We start from the raw sequence: 15,017 nt of genomic DNA, 5'->3' as shown, positions 1-15,017 counted from the left end.
CGGTCCTCGCAACGCGTAGGACCGATCTTCATTTCATGCTTCTTCCAGCTCAACCAGCGCACTGCCTTCGCTGACCATCTCGCCTTCCTGGCAATACAGTGCCTTGATCACCCCAGCGTGTGGCGCACGAATGCTGTGTTCCATTTTCATCGCTTCCAGCACCACCAGTTGCGCCCCGGCTTCGACCGTTTGCCCGGCCTCAACCAGTACGCGCACGATGCTGCCGTTCATAGGCGCAGTCAGTCCGCCGTGATGGCTGTGACTGGCTTCAACGGCGCTGATCGGATCGTAGGACTCGATGCGGCGCAGTTCCCCGTCCCATTGCAAATACACAAAGTCGCCATGGCGGATCACCCGATGCTGACGACGAATGCCATCGTGCTCGATCAGCAAGTGCTCGCCTTTGAGTTGTGCCGTACCGGATTTAACGGCGCCCAACGTCAACGCGCGATCCTGGCCTTCGCAGCTCAAGTGCAAGGTGATTTCCGTCGGCAACCCTGCGCGGAAACCGTTGCTGTTGGCCCAGGGCGAACTCGGGTCATCGGCGCGCGGAGTACGAGATTGGCTCTGGGCAAACGCCTGGCCGGCGGCCTGCCAGAAATCATCGCTGAGCGCCGCTGCTTGCGGCAACAACTGGTCTTGATAACGCGGAATGAAGCCGGTATCCAGCTCCGCCGAAGCAAACGCCGGATGGCCGATGATCCGTCGCAGGAAGTTGATGTTGGTCTTGAGCCCGCCAATCGCGAATTCATCGAGCATGCTTAGCAAGCGCAAGCGTGCCTGTTCACGGTCCTCGCCCCAGGCAATCAACTTGCCGAGCATCGGGTCGTAGAACGGCGAGATTTCATCGCCTTCCTCAACGCCGCTGTCGACTCGACGCCCCGGACCTTCGGCCGATTCGCGATACAACTCCAGGCGCCCGGTAGCCGGCAGGAAATCATTGCCCGGGTCTTCGGCGTACAACCGCACTTCGATCGCGTGACCGTTCAGCGGAACCTGATCCTGAGTCATCGGCAACGCTTCACCACGCGCCACACGAATCTGCCAGGCCACCAGGTCGAGGCCGGTGATGGCTTCGGTGACTGGGTGCTCGACTTGCAGGCGCGTGTTCATCTCCATGAAGAAGAACTCGCCGCGCGCATCCAGCAGAAACTCTACGGTGCCGGCGCCGACGTAACCGATGGCTTGCGCCGAACGCACAGCGGCCTCACCCATGGCACGGCGCAGTTCCGCGCTCAGGCCCGGCGCAGGCGCTTCTTCAACGACTTTCTGGTGCCGACGCTGAATCGAGCAGTCCCGTTCGTTGAGGTACAGGCAGTTGCCATGCTGATCGGCGAACACTTGGATTTCCACGTGACGCGGTTTCAGCAGGTATTTCTCCACCAGCATCCGCGAATCGCCGAACGACGATTGCGCCTCACGCTGAGCCGAGGCCAGGGCTTCGGCCAGTTGGCTGACGTCCTCGACCACTTTCATGCCTTTACCGCCGCCACCCGCCGTGGCTTTGAGCAGCACCGGATAGCCGATGCGTTCGCAGGCATCGCGAAAGGTGTCGAGGTCTTGGGCCTCGCCGTGATAACCCGGCACCAGCGGCACACCGGCGGTTTCCATCAAGGCTTTAGCCGCGGATTTGCTGCCCATGGCATCAATGGCCGAGGCGGGTGGGCCGAGGAAAATCAGGCCGGCCGCTTCGATCGCGCGGGCGAACCCGGCGTTCTCCGACAAAAAGCCATAACCCGGATGAATCGCCTGGGCGCCGCTGGCCTTGGCGGCGGCGATCAATTTGTCGATTTGCAGATAACTGTCGGCGGCTTTGCTACCACCGAGGTCGACACGAATGTCGGCTTCGCGGCTGTGGCGGGCATCACGGTCGGTGGCGCTGTGCACGGCGACGGTGGTCAGCCCCAAGGCTTTCGCGGTACGCATCACCCGGCAGGCGATTTCGCCTCGGTTGGCCACCAGCAGGGACGTAATAACAGGTGCGCTCATCAACGCGGCTCCTTGGTGGTGGTTTCGGCTTGCCAGCTTGGTGGACGCTTTTGCAGGAAGGCGCGCAGGCCTTCCTGACCTTCGGGGCTGACGCGGATACGGGCGATGGCGTTTTCGGTGTAGCGGCGCAGCGCCGGGGTCAGTGAGCCGTCGCCGACTTCACGCAGCAAGTCTTTGCTGGCGCGCATGGCAGCGGGGCTGTTGAGCAGCAGGTTGTCGACCCATTGATCGACTTTCTGCTCCAGTTCGGCAATCGGATAGCTCTCCGACAGCAAACCGAGTTCCCGCGCCCGTTGCCCACCGAAGCGTTCAGCGGTCAAGGCGTAGCGCCGCGTGGCGCGTTCGCCGATGGCCTGCACCACGAACGGACTGATCACCGCCGGCGCCAGGCCGATACGCACTTCCGACAGGCAGAATTGCGCGTCATCGGCGCCGATCGCCATGTCACAGCAACTGATCAGGCCCAACGCGCCGCCAAAGGCTGCCCCTTGCACCACCGCCAGGGTCGGCACTTTCAGCTTGGCCAGGTTGTACATCAACTCCGCCAGTTCCCGGGCGTCGTCGAGGTTGGTGTGGTAATCAAGTTCGGCCGATTGCTGCATCCAGGCGAGGTCGGCGCCGGCGCTGAAATGCTTGCCGCGGCCACGCACGATCAGGAAGCGCAGGCTGGCATCGCTCGCGACTTTGTCCAAGGCGAGGATCAGTTCGCGGATCATTTCTGCGTTGAAGGCGTTGTTCTTTTCTTCGCGGCTGAGCCACAGCGTGGCGAAACCACGGGGGTCGGTCAGCAGTTCGAGGGTGTTGAAGTCGCTCATGTTTTTCTCCCGATCACATCCGGAACACGCCGAAGCGGCTCGGTTCGATTGGCGCATTCAACGACGCCGACAAGGCCAGGCCCAGGACATCGCGAGTCTGCGCCGGGTCGATGACACCGTCGTCCCACAAGCGAGCGCTGGAGTAGTAGGGGTGACCCTGTTCTTCGTATTGGTCGAGGATCGGTTGCTTGATCTCGGCTTCCTGCTCGGCGCTGAAGGCCTGACCACTGCGCTCGGCCTGTTCACGCTTGACCTGCACCAGCACGCCGGCCGCCTGTTCGGCGCCCATCACGCCGATGCGCGCATTCGGCCACATCCACAGGAAACGTGGATCGTAAGCGCGACCGCACATCCCATAGTTACCGGCGCCGAAACTGCCACCGATGATCACTGTGAATTTCGGCACCTTGGCGCAGGCCACCGCCGTCACCAGTTTTGCGCCGTGCTTGGCGATGCCGCCGGCCTCGTACTTCTGGCCAACCATGAAACCGGTGATGTTTTGCAGGAACAACAACGGAATGCCCCGCTGACAAGCCAGCTCGATAAAGTGCGCGCCTTTCTGCGCGGCTTCGGCGAAGAGGATGCCGTTGTTGGCCAGGATCGCGATCGGGTAGCCGTGCAGGTGCGCAAAACCGCACACCAGCGTCGTCCCGAACAGCGCCTTGAATTCGTCGAACACCGAACCGTCCACCAGCCGCGCAATCACTTCGCGCACGTCGAACGGCTGCTTGGCATCGGCCGACACCACGCCGTACAACTCGTCGCTGCTATAGAGCGGGGCGATCGGCCGGCGTTGCTGCACCTCGCCGAGCTTGCGCCAGTTGAGGTTCGCTACGCTGCGGCGGGCGATGGCCAAGGCGTGTTCATCGCTCTCGGCGTAATGGTCGGCCACCCCGGAAATCTTGCAGTGCACATCGGCCCCGCCAAGGTCTTCAGCGCTGACCACTTCACCGGTCGCGGCTTTCACCAGCGGCGGGCCGGCGAGGAAAATCGTCGCTTGCTCGCGCACCATGATCGCTTCGTCGGCCATGGCCGGCACGTAGGCGCCACCGGCCGTGCAGGAGCCCATGACCACGGCAATCTGCGGAATGCCCATGGCGCTCATGTTCGCCTGGTTGAAGAAGATCCGGCCGAAGTGCTCGCGGTCCGGGAACACTTCATCCTGACGCGGCAGGTTAGCGCCGCCGGAATCCACCAGATAGATACACGGCAGGCGATTCTGCTGGGCGATGGTCTGCGCGCGCAGGTGTTTTTTCACGGTCAGCGGGTAATAGGAACCACCTTTTACCGTGGCATCGTTGGCGACGATCATGCATTCGACGCCTTCGACACGGCCGATCCCGGCAATCACGCCAGCGGCGGGAACGTCTTCGCCGTACACCTCGTAGGCCGCCAGTTGGCTGATTTCCAGAAACGGCGAACCCGGATCGAGCAGACGATTGATGCGCTCGCGCGGCAGCAGTTTTCCGCGAGAGGTGTGGCGCTCTTGAGCCTTCGGCCCACCACCTTGCGCGACTTGGGCGAGCAGGGTGTGCAGCGCGTCGACCTGTTTGAGCATCGCCGCGCTATTGGCGGCGAACTCCGCCGAACGGGGGTTGAGCTGGGTATGCAGGATAGCCATGGGCAGCTCCGTTTTAGCGGGTTTCGTTGAACAGTTCACGACCGATCAGCATGCGACGGATCTCACTGGTGCCCGCGCCGATTTCGTACAGCTTGGCGTCACGCAACAGACGGCCCGCCGGAAATTCATTGATGTAGCCGTTGCCGCCGAGAATCTGGATCGCATCGAGGGCCATTTGCGTGGCGCGTTCGGCGCTGTAGAGGATCACGCCGGCGGCATCCTTGCGCGTGGTTTCGCCGCGCTCGCAAGCTTGGGCGACTGCGTACAGGTAGGCGCGGCTGGCGTTGAGTTGGGTGTACATGTCAGCGACCTTGCCTTGGATCAGCTGGAACTCGCCGATGCTTTGGCCGAACTGCTTGCGGTCGTGGATGTAGGGCACGATCAGGTCCATGCAGGCCTGCATGATCCCGGTCGGGCCACCCGACAGCACGACGCGCTCGTAGTCGAGGCCGCTCATCAGCACTTTCACGCCGCCGTTGAGCACGCCGAGGATGTTTTCTTCCGGCACTTCGACGTCATCGAAGAACAGCTCGCAGGTGTTGGAACCGCGCATGCCGAGCTTGTCGAACTTGTTGCTGCGGCTGAAGCCTTTCCAGTCACGCTCGACGATGAAGGCGGTGATGCCGTGGGGGCCTTTTTCCAGGTCGGTCTTGGCGTAGATAACGTAGGTGTTGGCGTCCGGGCCGTTGGTGATCCAGGTCTTGCTGCCGTTGAGCACGTACTTGTCGCCACGTTTGTCGGCGCGCAGTTTCATCGACACCACGTCGGAACCGGCATTCGGTTCGCTCATCGCCAGCGCGCCGATGTGCTCGCCGCTGATCAGCTTCGGCAGGTATTTGGATTTTTGTTCGTGATTGCCATTGCGGTTGATCTGGTTGACGCAGAGGTTGGAGTGCGCGCCGTAGGACAGGGCCACAGAGGCAGAGCCGCGGCTGATTTCTTCCATCGCTACCACGTGCGCCAGGTAACCCAGGCCGGCACCGCCGTACTCTTCCGACACGGTAATGCCCAGCAGGCCCATGTCGCCGAATTTGCGCCACAAGTCAGCGGGGAACAGGTTGTCGATGTCGATCTGAGCCGCGCGCGGGGCGATCTCTTTGGCGACGAAGGACTGAACCTGATCGCGCAGCATGTCGATGGTTTCACCGAGGGCAAAGTTCAGGGATGGGTAGCTCATGGGGCACCTTTTGGCTTTTTTGTAGGGTGGGGGGAGCAGTGATTCGGCTCTCACCTTTACGTTAACGTAAGCCTGTGACGAATGGCTGTCAATCACCCTTTACGTTAACGTCAACTTGAGCGAGAGTAGAGGCGTTCTTACAGACTAGCGTCGCACTCTGTGGCGAGGGAGCTTGCTCCCGCTCGAAGCGCGAAGCGGTCGCAAATCAGCACGCAAGGTGTGTCATCAGCACCGGATCGCAGATTTCACGACTGCTACGCAGCCGAGCGGGAGCAAGCTCCCTCGCCACAAAAAAGCCGCGCTCCGATAATAAAGACAATAGGGGTCGTCATGGATCAACCCAGTGCAAGCTCGCATCGCAGTTATACCCGCGGTTCCCAGGACAAAGCCTTGCTGGCGATGACCATCGGACAGGCGTTTGATAAAACTGCCGCGCAGTACCCGGACGGAGAGGCGCTGGTCGTGCGCCATCAACAGCTGCGCTACACCTGGCGGCAATTGGCGGAGGCGGCGAACGTGCAGGCCAGGGCACTGCTGGCGTTGGGCTTGCAGGCTGGTGACCGTCTCGGCATTTGGGCTCCAAATTGCGCACAGTGGTGCATTACACAGATTGCCACCGCGAAAATCGGTGTGATTCTGGTCAACATCAACCCCGCCTATCGCAGTTCCGAACTCGAATATGTGTTGAAGCAATCCGGCTGCCAGTGGCTGGTCTGCGCCGGGGCCTTCAAGACCTCTGATTATCACGCGATGCTGCAAAGCCTGGTGCCGGAACTGGCGGATCAATCTATCGGAAAGTTGCAGAGCGAACGCCTGCCGGAGTTGCGCGGCGTCATCAGTCTTGACGCGCAGCCACCCGTCGGTTTCCTGCCGTGGTCGCAACTGGCTGATCTGGCGGGTAGCGTGTCGGTCGAGCAATTGCGCGAGCGCCAGGACAGCCTGCATTTCGATCAAGCGGTGAACATTCAGTACACCTCCGGCACTACCGGTTTTCCCAAAGGCGCGACCCTCAGTCATTTCAATATTCTCAACAACGGCTACATGGTCGGCGAAAGCCTCGGCTTGACCGCCAAAGATCGCCTGGTGATACCAGTGCCGCTCTATCACTGCTTTGGCATGGTCATGGGTAACCTCGGCTGCATCACCCACGGCAGCACCATGATTTACCCCAACGATGCCTTCGATCCGTTGCTGACCCTGAGCACCGTCGCCGAAGAAAAGGCCACCGCGTTGTACGGTGTGCCGACCATGTTCATCGCCATGCTCGATCAGCCGCAGCGTGCCGAATTCGATCTGTCGAGCCTGCGCACCGGAATAATGGCGGGGGCGACGTGCCCTATCGAAGTGATGCGACGGGTCATCAGTGAAATGCACATGAGCGAAGTGCAGATTGCCTATGGCATGACGGAAACCAGCCCGGTGTCATTGCAGACCGGTCCGTCAGACGACCTGGAATTACGTGTTACCACGGTCGGCCGCACTCAGCCGCAACTGGAAAGCAAAATCATCGACGAGGCGGGCAATCTGGTGCTGCGCGGCACCATCGGCGAGCTGTGCACCCGTGGTTACAGTGTGATGCTGGGGTACTGGAACAATCCCGAAGGCACCGCGGAAGCCATCGACCAGGCGGGCTGGATGCACACCGGCGACCTGGCGAGTATGAATGACGAGGGTTACGTATGCATTGCCGGGCGTAACAAGGACATGATCATCCGTGGCGGCGAGAACGTTTATCCACGGGAGCTGGAAGAGTTCTTCTTTACCCATCCGGCGGTGGCTGATGTGCAAGTGATCGGGATTCCTTGCTCGCGCTATGGCGAAGAGATTGTTGCCTGGATCAAATTCCATCCGGGCCACAGCGCCACCGAGCAAGAACTGCAAGCCTGGTGCAAGGAGCGCATCGCGCACTTCAAGACGCCGCGTTACTTTAAGTTCGTTGATGAATTTCCGATGACCGTGACCGGCAAGATCCAGAAGTTCCGGATGCGTGAGATCAGCGTCGAGGAGCTCAAAGCGATACCGTAGGAGCCGGCTTGCTGGCGATGCAGGCGCCGCGGTCCATCAGGCAGACCGCGTCATCGTTCATCGCTAGCAGCCAGCTCCTACAGGGACAGGAATTCCAAATCGCAGACAGCACAAAGGGGAGCCGAAGCTCCCCTTTAATTTTCGTTGCGCGTGCTCTTTTTTTATTATTGAGGGGCGGTCTGTTTTTGTTTTTGGTGACCGTTGACCCTTTACCGCTGTTTTTGTCGATCCCCATCCGGGATCAAGAGCAAACGTATTTTTTTGAGCGCTGATCTACTTTCTCGCTGAGCGATCCAACCAGTTCGGGAGCTACCTGAAGGTAGTTTTATTATTCTCTGCCCGGTTGCGGGTAACTCCGAAAAGCACCCTGAAAAGCACATCTTCTCCAAAAAAATCTGTTAGCTGCGTCTCTGCCGTGTTGTTTTTGTTATGTCAGAGTCGTTACGTCTTGTTTTTATTAGGGTTGCCGCAATTTTTTTTATTCTTGTTGTGCGATAGATATAGCAGAAGCCGTGCCAACTTTTTAAAAGCCTTTAAAATCAACTGTTTGTGAATTTTTGGGATTTTTCCTTCAGTCAGAACCAGACAATTTGTTTCCGTGTTACTCGCTTTCGCCCCACATTCCGGATGTGGCGGTAACACCCGGACACATCCCCCCACTTCAGTGTGCGCTGCGTGCCTTGGCCACGCGGGAACCGGTCGGGCGCCCCAGCACGGCACAAATCTGCTGACCGGCCAGGATCAACGCATCCAGGTCGATTCCGGTTTCGATCCCGAGGCCATTGAGCAGGTAAACCACGTCCTCGGTGGCAACGTTACCGCTGGCGCCCTTGGCGTAAGGGCAGCCGCCGAGGCCGGCGATGGAGCTGTCGAACACCGAAATGCCTTCCAGCAGGCTGGCGTAAATGTTGGCCATGGCCTGGCCGTAGGTGTCGTGGAAGTGTCCGGCCAGTTTGTCCCGAGGTACGACGGCCGAGACCACCTCGAACATTTTGCGGGTCGCGCCAGCGGTCCCGGTGCCGATGGTGTCGCCCAGCGATACTTCGTAGCAGCCCATGGCGTATAGCTCGCGGGCAACATGGGCGACTTGCTCCGGTGCGACGTTACCTTCATAGGGGCAGCCCAGCACACAGGACACGTAACCGCGCACGCTGACGCCATGCTGTTTGGCGGCGTCCATGATCGGTACGAACCGTTCCAGGCTTTCGCTGATCGAGCAATTGATGTTGCGTTGGGAAAACGCTTCGGACGCAGCCGCGAACACTGCGACCTCTTTCACACCACTGGCCAAGGCATCTTCAAAACCGCGCAGGTTGGGGGCGAGGGCACCATAGGTAACGCCCGGTTTACGCTGGATCTGTGCGAAAACTTCGGCGGAACCGGCCATCTGTGGCACCCACTTGGGCGAAACGAAACTGCCGACTTCTATATAGCTGAGGCCCGCGGCCGTGAGGGCGTCCACCAGTTGCACCTTGTCGGTAACACTGATGGGCTGGGCTTCGTTTTGCAGACCGTCGCGCGGGCCGACTTCGACAAGGCGTACGTGGGAGGGAAGGGACATGGGATTCGACCTGTGCTGATTGTCTGAATGCTGAGAAAACCTGTGGGAGCGAGCTTGCTCGCGATGGCGGCGGGTCAGTCGCCATCAATGTTGAATGTCATGCCCTCATCGCGGGCAAGCCCGCTCCCACAGGGAATTGTGTGGGTCTACTGAATCGATTCCTGGCTCTTGAGTGTTTGTTCCAAGGCCTGTACACAGCGCTCTTCGGCGGTATCCAGTTCCAGCTTCATCTGTTCGATGTCCAGCAGCTGTTGTTCCAGCTGTTCCCGGCGCTCGCTGATTTTCGCCAGCATGCTGTGCAGTTGCTTGGTGTTACCGCTGGAAGGATCGTAAAGCTCGATCAGTTCGCGGCATTCAGCCAGGGAAAAGCCGATACGCTTGCCCCGCAGGATCAGCTTCAGGCTGACCTTGTCACGGGGAGAGTAGATGCGCTCCTGACCACGCCGTTCGGGGCTGAGCAAGCCTTGCTCTTCATAGAAGCGAATGGCCCGGGTGGTGATGTCGAGCTCGCGGGCGAGATCGGAAATGCTGTAGGTCTGGCTGCTCATGGAAGCGCTCGCAATAGGTCATGGCGCTAAGCTAATGGCAGGTTGACGTTTACGTCAAGGGGGCGTCGGTTGCATGAGCCATAGGATCCCCGTAGGAGCCGGCTTGCTGGCGATTGCGTTCGGTCAGGTGGCATCGATGTTGATTGATGCGCCGCCATCGCCAGGAGGCCGGCTCCTACAGGTCTTACGCCTTATCGAGCTTCTTTTCATGCGCCGTCACCTGCTGGCACAACTCGATCATCTGCTCGCGCATCCAGCGATTGGCCGGGTCCTGGTCGGTGCTTTCGTGCCAGTAGAGGTGGGTTTCCACCGGCGGCACGTCGTTGACCGGCAGGCTGAACGAATGCAGATCGTTACGGCGGGCGAAGCGTTCCGGCACGGTCATGACCATGTCGGTCTGCTGCAACACTTGCGACGCCATCAGGTAATGCTGCGAGCGCAGCGCGATCTTGCGCTGGATGCCCATCTTGCCCAGGGCCAGGTCGACATGACCCAAACCGCTGCGGCGGCTGGAGATATGAATGTGGGTCATGCCCAGGTAGTCATCGAGGGTGAGTTTTTCCTTGCCGGCCAGTGGATGACCTTTACGCATGGCGCAGACGTAGCGGTCTTCCATCAACTTGACGTGGCGCACCTGCGGGTCGGTGTTGAGCGGCGCGTCCACCGCGAAGTCGAGGCGACCGGCCGCCAGTTCCTTGGTGGTCTCGCGGCGCTTGGACAGGAAACTCTCGATGATCACCGTCGGCGCGAGGCGGCGCAGGCGCTGGAACAGCGGCGGCAAAATCACCGCTTCAGTGAGGTCGGTCATGCTGATGCGATACGTCTTGACCGCCTGCAGCGGGTTGAAAATGCGGCTTTCCTGCACGGATACGCGCAACAGCGAAAGCGCGTTACGTACCGGGCCGATGATGTTCTGGGCCATGGGCGTTGGCACCATGCCTTGGGCGGTGCGCACGAACAAAGGGTCGTTGAAAGTCTCGCGCAGGCGGGCCAGCGCATTCGATACCGCCGGTTGGGTGATGCCAACAATCTGCCCGGCGCGGGTCAGGTTGGCCTCGGTGTAGATCGCGTCGAAGACGATGAAAAGGTTGAGGTCGACCTTGCTCAGATTCATTGCGCTGCACTCTTGTTTTAGGTGGGCTCGATCAGTCGATCATATATCGGTGATGAATGTTAATACACGCCGAGAATAGGCTAGGTAAATTTTCGTAGCTGTTCTAGCATCGATTGCATGACCTGAACAACTCCTCTGAACCCCGTTAAAAAGGTAGAGCTGCCCATGGATTTCGCTTATTCGCCCAAGGTGCAAGAACTGCGTGAGCGCGTGACTGCGTTCATGGACACCTACGTTTATCCCGCTGAAGCCGTGTTCGAACGCCAGGTCGCCGAGGGTGATCGCTGGCAGCCGACCGCGATCATGGAAGAACTCAAACTCAAGGCCAAGGCCGAAGGCCTGTGGAATTTGTTTCTGCCTGAGTCCGAGCTCGGCGCCGGCCTGACCAACCTCGAATACGCGCCTCTTGCGGAAATCATGGGCCGCTCGCTGCTCGGCCCCGAGCCGTTCAACTGCTCGGCGCCCGACACTGGCAACATGGAAGTGCTGGTGCGCTACGCCAACGAAGAACAGAAACAACGCTGGCTCGAACCGCTGCTGCGCGGCGAGATCCGCTCGGCCTTCGCCATGACCGAGCCGGACGTTGCGTCCTCCGACGCCACCAACATGGCCGCCCGTGCGGTGCGCGATGGTGACGAGTGGGTGATCAACGGCAAGAAGTGGTGGACTTCAGGTGCTTGCGATCCGCGCTGCAAAATCCTGATCTTCATGGGTTTGAGCAACCCCGACGCGCCGCGCCACGCACAGCACTCGATGATCCTGGTGCCGGTCGATACCCCCGGTGTGAAGATCCTGCGTCCGCTGCCGGTGTTCGGTTACGACGACGCGCCACACGGTCATGCCGAAGTGCTGTTTGAAAACGTGCGGGTGCCGTACGAAAACGTCCTGCTGGGTGAAGGACGCGGCTTCGAAATCGCTCAAGGTCGCCTCGGCCCAGGCCGGATTCACCACTGCATGCGTTCGATCGGCATGGCCGAGCGTGCGCTGGAACTGATGTGCAAACGCTCGGTGAACCGCACGGCGTTCGGCAAACCCTTGGCGCGTTTGGGCGGCAACATCGACAAGATCGCCGACTCGCGGATGGAAATTGACATGGCGCGCCTGCTGACGTTGAAAGCGGCGTACATGATGGACACCGTCGGTAACAAAGTGGCGAAGAGCGAAATCGCGCAGATCAAGGTTGTGGCGCCGAACGTGGCGTTGCGAGTGATCGACCGGGCGATCCAGATGCACGGCGGGGCAGGGGTTTCCAACGATTTCCCGCTGGCCTATATGTACGCAATGCAGCGCACTCTGCGCCTCGCTGACGGCCCGGACGAAGTACACCGCGCGGCGATCGGCAAGTTCGAAATCGGCAAGTACGTGCCGAAAGAAATGATGCGTAGCGGGCAGTAAGGCCCCTGCATCTTTTTTGTTGAGTGAATACTTGTGGCGAGGGAGCTTGCTCCCGCTGGGTCGCGAAGCGGCCCCAGATTGGCAACCCGTTTGGTTCAGATGTACCGGGTTGTTTGATTTACGACTGCTGCGCAGCCGAGCGGGAGCAAGCTCCCTCGCCACATTGTTCAGTATTTCAATTCAATACACCCAAACCTCAACCCGCCGATTCTTGATCCGCCCCTCATCCGCGCTATTGGCCGCCACCGGCATCTCTGCGCCGAAGCCACGAACCTCGCGCAACACCACGCCGCTCTTCACCAATTCCCGCCGCACCGCCATGGCCCGCAGTTTCGACAGCAGATCCGCACGTGCGGGGTCGCTCTTGGCATCTCCGAATCCCACCAGTGTTACCTGCCGATCGCTTTTGTCGTTCTGCTTTATATAGTCGAGGACGCGTGACAGGTCCTGGCGAGCCTTGTTGTCCAGGCTGGCGCTGCCTTCTTCGAAGCGGAAATTCACCGACAAACGCTGGGCGTGGCGGCTGAGTCCCTGATAACCCTCGGGCATCAACGCATTCGGGGTGACGGCCATGGCCTGCACGGTCTGGGCGATAAATCCGTTGGCGGCCACAATCGCCTGGCCCTGGCGACTTTGGGCGAAGGCTACCAGCGCTTGGGCCCAGGGATTTTTCCCGTTAGGCGGCAAGTAAAAGAACAATCGCCGGGAAAGTGGGTAGTCTTCCGTGGCGATCAGGCTGTTGAGGGGCAGCATGGCTTGCGATTGACCGTCGACAATCGCCACGGCTTTGGCTGAACGCACGTAGGGCAGGCCAATGAAGCCGATACCTTGCGGGTCGCGGCTGACTGCGTCGGACAACTGTTCGCTGGACTCAAAGCGGCGCGTGGCACTGCTCAGACTTTTCCCACGGCCACTGAGGACCAATTCCTTGAACGTGTCGTACGTACCGGACTGATCATCCCGCGCATACAGATGAATCGTCCCACCGCTGCCGCCGAGTTCTTCCCAGGTTTTGACCTCGCCGCTGAAAATGCGCGCCAGTTGCACGGTGTCGAGTTGATGCAGCGGATTGTCCGGATGAAGGATGATCGCCAGTCCGTCGATGGCAATGACCTGTTCGGCGCCGGCGCTTTTCAAGTCGCCCAACGATTCGAGATCAACCAGCTCTTTGTCTTTGATCGGGCGCGACGAAGCGGCGAGATCAGCCGTGGCGGATTTCAGCGCAGTAAAACCGGTGCTGGAACCGTGGGCCGCGAGTTCCACCTCGATCCGGCGTCCCTGAACGGTTTCGCCGACGATCCGCAGTTCGTTGGCCTTGTCCGGTGCTTCGCTGTGCACCTTGATCAGGCCCTGTTCGCGCAACATCCCCTCGACCAGTGCCGGGCCGAGTGCCGCGCCGATGGTGTTGGAGCCCTGGATGCGCAGCACCGGGCCTCGTTCGGGCATCGGCAAGTCGCTGGCCGATGCCGTCAGTGGCAGCCAGTTGCACATCATTAACAGGAACAACACGCGCAGCGTCATGCCGGCACCTTAAATGGCTAAAAGAGGTGCCGGGAGATTAAGTCAGTAAGGTTTCCAAAAGATGACAGTCAAAAGATCGCAACCTACGGCAGCTCCTACAGTGGGAACGCCGTTTTCCTGTAGGAGCTGCCGTAGGCTGCGATCTTCTGCTTTTTAGCTCAATTCAAGCCAGATCGGCGCATGATCCGATGGTTTTTCCATCCCGCGCAGTTCGTAGTCGACGCCCGCCGCTTTAACCCGTGGCAACAAGCCGTGGGACGCCAGGATCACGTCGATGCGCAGCCCACGCTTGGGTGTGTCTTCAAAACCGCGACTGCGGTAGTCGAACCAGCTGAAGACATCCGCCACTTCCGGATTCAAGTGACGGAAGCTGTCCACCAGGCCCCAGTTTTTCAAGCGCGCCATCCACTCGCGCTCCTCCGGCAGGAAGCTGCATTTACCGGTTTTCAGCCAGCGCTTCATGTTGTCCGGGCCGATACCGATGTCGCAGTCTTCCGGGGAAATATTCACGTCACCCATGACGACAACGGGTTGATCATTTTTGAACTGGGTTTCCAGCAGTTGCTGCAAGTCGCTGTAGAAGCGTTGCTTGGCCGGGAACTTGGTCGGGTGGTCGCGGCTTTCGCCCTGTGGGAAGTAACCGTTCATGATCGTCACCGGCACGCCGTTGGCATCGGCGAATGTGCCCCAGATGAAGCGACGTTGCGCGTCTTCTTCATCGGTGGCGAAGCCTTTGTACAAGGCCAGCGGTTCCTGGCGCGAAAGCAGGGCGACGCCGTAGTGACCTTTTTGCCCGTGGAAATACACGTGGTAGCCCAGGGCCCTGACTTCGTCGAGCGGGAACTGGTCGTCGTGGACCTTGGTTTCCTGCAACCCGATCACGTCGGGCTGATGTTTTTCGATCAGCGCCGCCAGCTGATGGGGACGGGCGCGCAGCCCGTTGATGTTGAAGGAGACAATCTTCATGGTCGGCAGTCCTGGCAAAAGGGCGATGCTAGCTGACCTGTAGGAATCGGGCCAGTGTTGGGGTAGGGGAATTCACCGCAGCTTGCTGTTGACAGAACTGGCCCTATCGCGGGCAAGCCCGCTCCCACAGGTCTCGCGTTTGGCACATTTCCTGTAGGAGCGGGCTTGCCCGCGATGAGGCCAGTGCAGCCAACTTTTATATTGACTGACTGATCCGCGAGTCTGGTCTATACCTGTGGGGGAACTGTGTCGCCACCCAAAGGCTCGTACCAATAAGAGCGCAGC

Annotated in this window: 11 protein-coding genes; 2 read left to right on the top strand and 9 right to left on the bottom strand. The window is 60.0% G+C overall.

The annotated features are described in order from the left end of the window. Positions 1-33: 33 nt before the first annotated feature. Genes KGB21_RS25405 through KGB21_RS25390 form a run of 4 tightly spaced genes read right to left on the bottom strand, consistent with a single transcriptional unit; the run spans position 34 to position 5,602 of the window. The gene (locus KGB21_RS25405) at positions 34-1,989 is read right to left on the bottom strand and encodes an acetyl/propionyl/methylcrotonyl-CoA carboxylase subunit alpha (RefSeq protein WP_223507061.1); all 1,956 of its coding nucleotides are present in this window, start codon (positions 1,987-1,989) and stop codon (positions 34-36) included. After that, positions 1,989-2,804 (bottom strand): gamma-carboxygeranoyl-CoA hydratase, encoded by an 816-nt coding sequence (locus tag KGB21_RS25400; RefSeq protein ID WP_034146874.1) that lies wholly within the window; start codon positions 2,802-2,804, stop codon positions 1,989-1,991. Before KGB21_RS25400 ends, KGB21_RS25405 begins: the two co-directional genes overlap by 1 nt. A gap of 13 nt (positions 2,805-2,817) precedes the next feature. Beyond that, positions 2,818-4,425 carry a carboxyl transferase domain-containing protein gene (locus tag KGB21_RS25395; RefSeq protein ID WP_223507060.1) on the bottom strand — a complete coding sequence of 536 codons (1,608 nt, stop codon included), beginning with the start codon at positions 4,423-4,425 and terminating at the stop codon, positions 2,818-2,820. 13 nt (positions 4,426-4,438) lie between these two features. Next, complete coding sequence (locus tag KGB21_RS25390; RefSeq protein WP_034146876.1) at positions 4,439-5,602, bottom strand: isovaleryl-CoA dehydrogenase; 1,164 nt, start codon at positions 5,600-5,602, stop codon at positions 4,439-4,441. 330 nt (positions 5,603-5,932) lie between these two features. Between KGB21_RS25390 and KGB21_RS25385 the strand changes: the two genes are divergently transcribed. Further along, positions 5,933-7,627, top strand: coding sequence for an AMP-binding protein (locus KGB21_RS25385; RefSeq protein ID WP_223507059.1), 1,695 nt, complete (start codon positions 5,933-5,935; stop codon positions 7,625-7,627). A 661-nt stretch (positions 7,628-8,288) separates the two neighbouring features. On the opposite strand, the gene KGB21_RS25380 is transcribed toward KGB21_RS25385, so the two are convergent. The 3 genes from KGB21_RS25380 to KGB21_RS25370 form a co-directional block, all read right to left on the bottom strand. Beyond that, the gene (locus KGB21_RS25380; RefSeq protein WP_223507058.1) at positions 8,289-9,188 is read right to left on the bottom strand and encodes a hydroxymethylglutaryl-CoA lyase; all 900 of its coding nucleotides are present in this window, start codon (positions 9,186-9,188) and stop codon (positions 8,289-8,291) included. A 146-nt stretch (positions 9,189-9,334) separates the two neighbouring features. Continuing rightward, the gene (locus KGB21_RS25375) at positions 9,335-9,736 is read right to left on the bottom strand and encodes a MerR family transcriptional regulator (protein ID WP_007980992.1); all 402 of its coding nucleotides are present in this window, start codon (positions 9,734-9,736) and stop codon (positions 9,335-9,337) included. 184 nt (positions 9,737-9,920) lie between these two features. Next, positions 9,921-10,850, bottom strand: coding sequence for a LysR family transcriptional regulator (locus KGB21_RS25370; RefSeq protein WP_223507057.1), 930 nt, complete (start codon positions 10,848-10,850; stop codon positions 9,921-9,923). A 165-nt stretch (positions 10,851-11,015) separates the two neighbouring features. Here KGB21_RS25370 and KGB21_RS25365 point away from each other — a divergent pair, with 165 nt between their 5' ends. After that, complete coding sequence (locus KGB21_RS25365) at positions 11,016-12,245, top strand: acyl-CoA dehydrogenase (RefSeq protein ID WP_034146880.1); 1,230 nt, start codon at positions 11,016-11,018, stop codon at positions 12,243-12,245. A gap of 180 nt (positions 12,246-12,425) precedes the next feature. Here the strand turns inward: KGB21_RS25365 and KGB21_RS25360 are convergent, their stop codons facing one another. Together KGB21_RS25360 and xthA are read right to left on the bottom strand one after the other, a co-directional pair. Then, complete coding sequence (locus KGB21_RS25360) at positions 12,426-13,766, bottom strand: substrate-binding domain-containing protein (protein WP_223507056.1); 1,341 nt, start codon at positions 13,764-13,766, stop codon at positions 12,426-12,428. 153 nt (positions 13,767-13,919) lie between these two features. Continuing rightward, positions 13,920-14,732, bottom strand: a complete 813-nt coding sequence (xthA, locus tag KGB21_RS25355; RefSeq protein WP_223507055.1) for an exodeoxyribonuclease III — start codon at positions 14,730-14,732, stop codon at positions 13,920-13,922. Between the last annotated feature and the right edge of the window lie 285 nt (positions 14,733-15,017).

The organism is Pseudomonas sp. GL-RE-29 (assembly GCF_019947275.1).
Classification (GTDB): domain Bacteria; phylum Pseudomonadota; class Gammaproteobacteria; order Pseudomonadales; family Pseudomonadaceae; genus Aquipseudomonas; species Aquipseudomonas fluorescens_A.
Note: the sequence above shows the minus strand (reverse complement) of the source record. Positions and strands in the feature narration are given on the sequence as shown.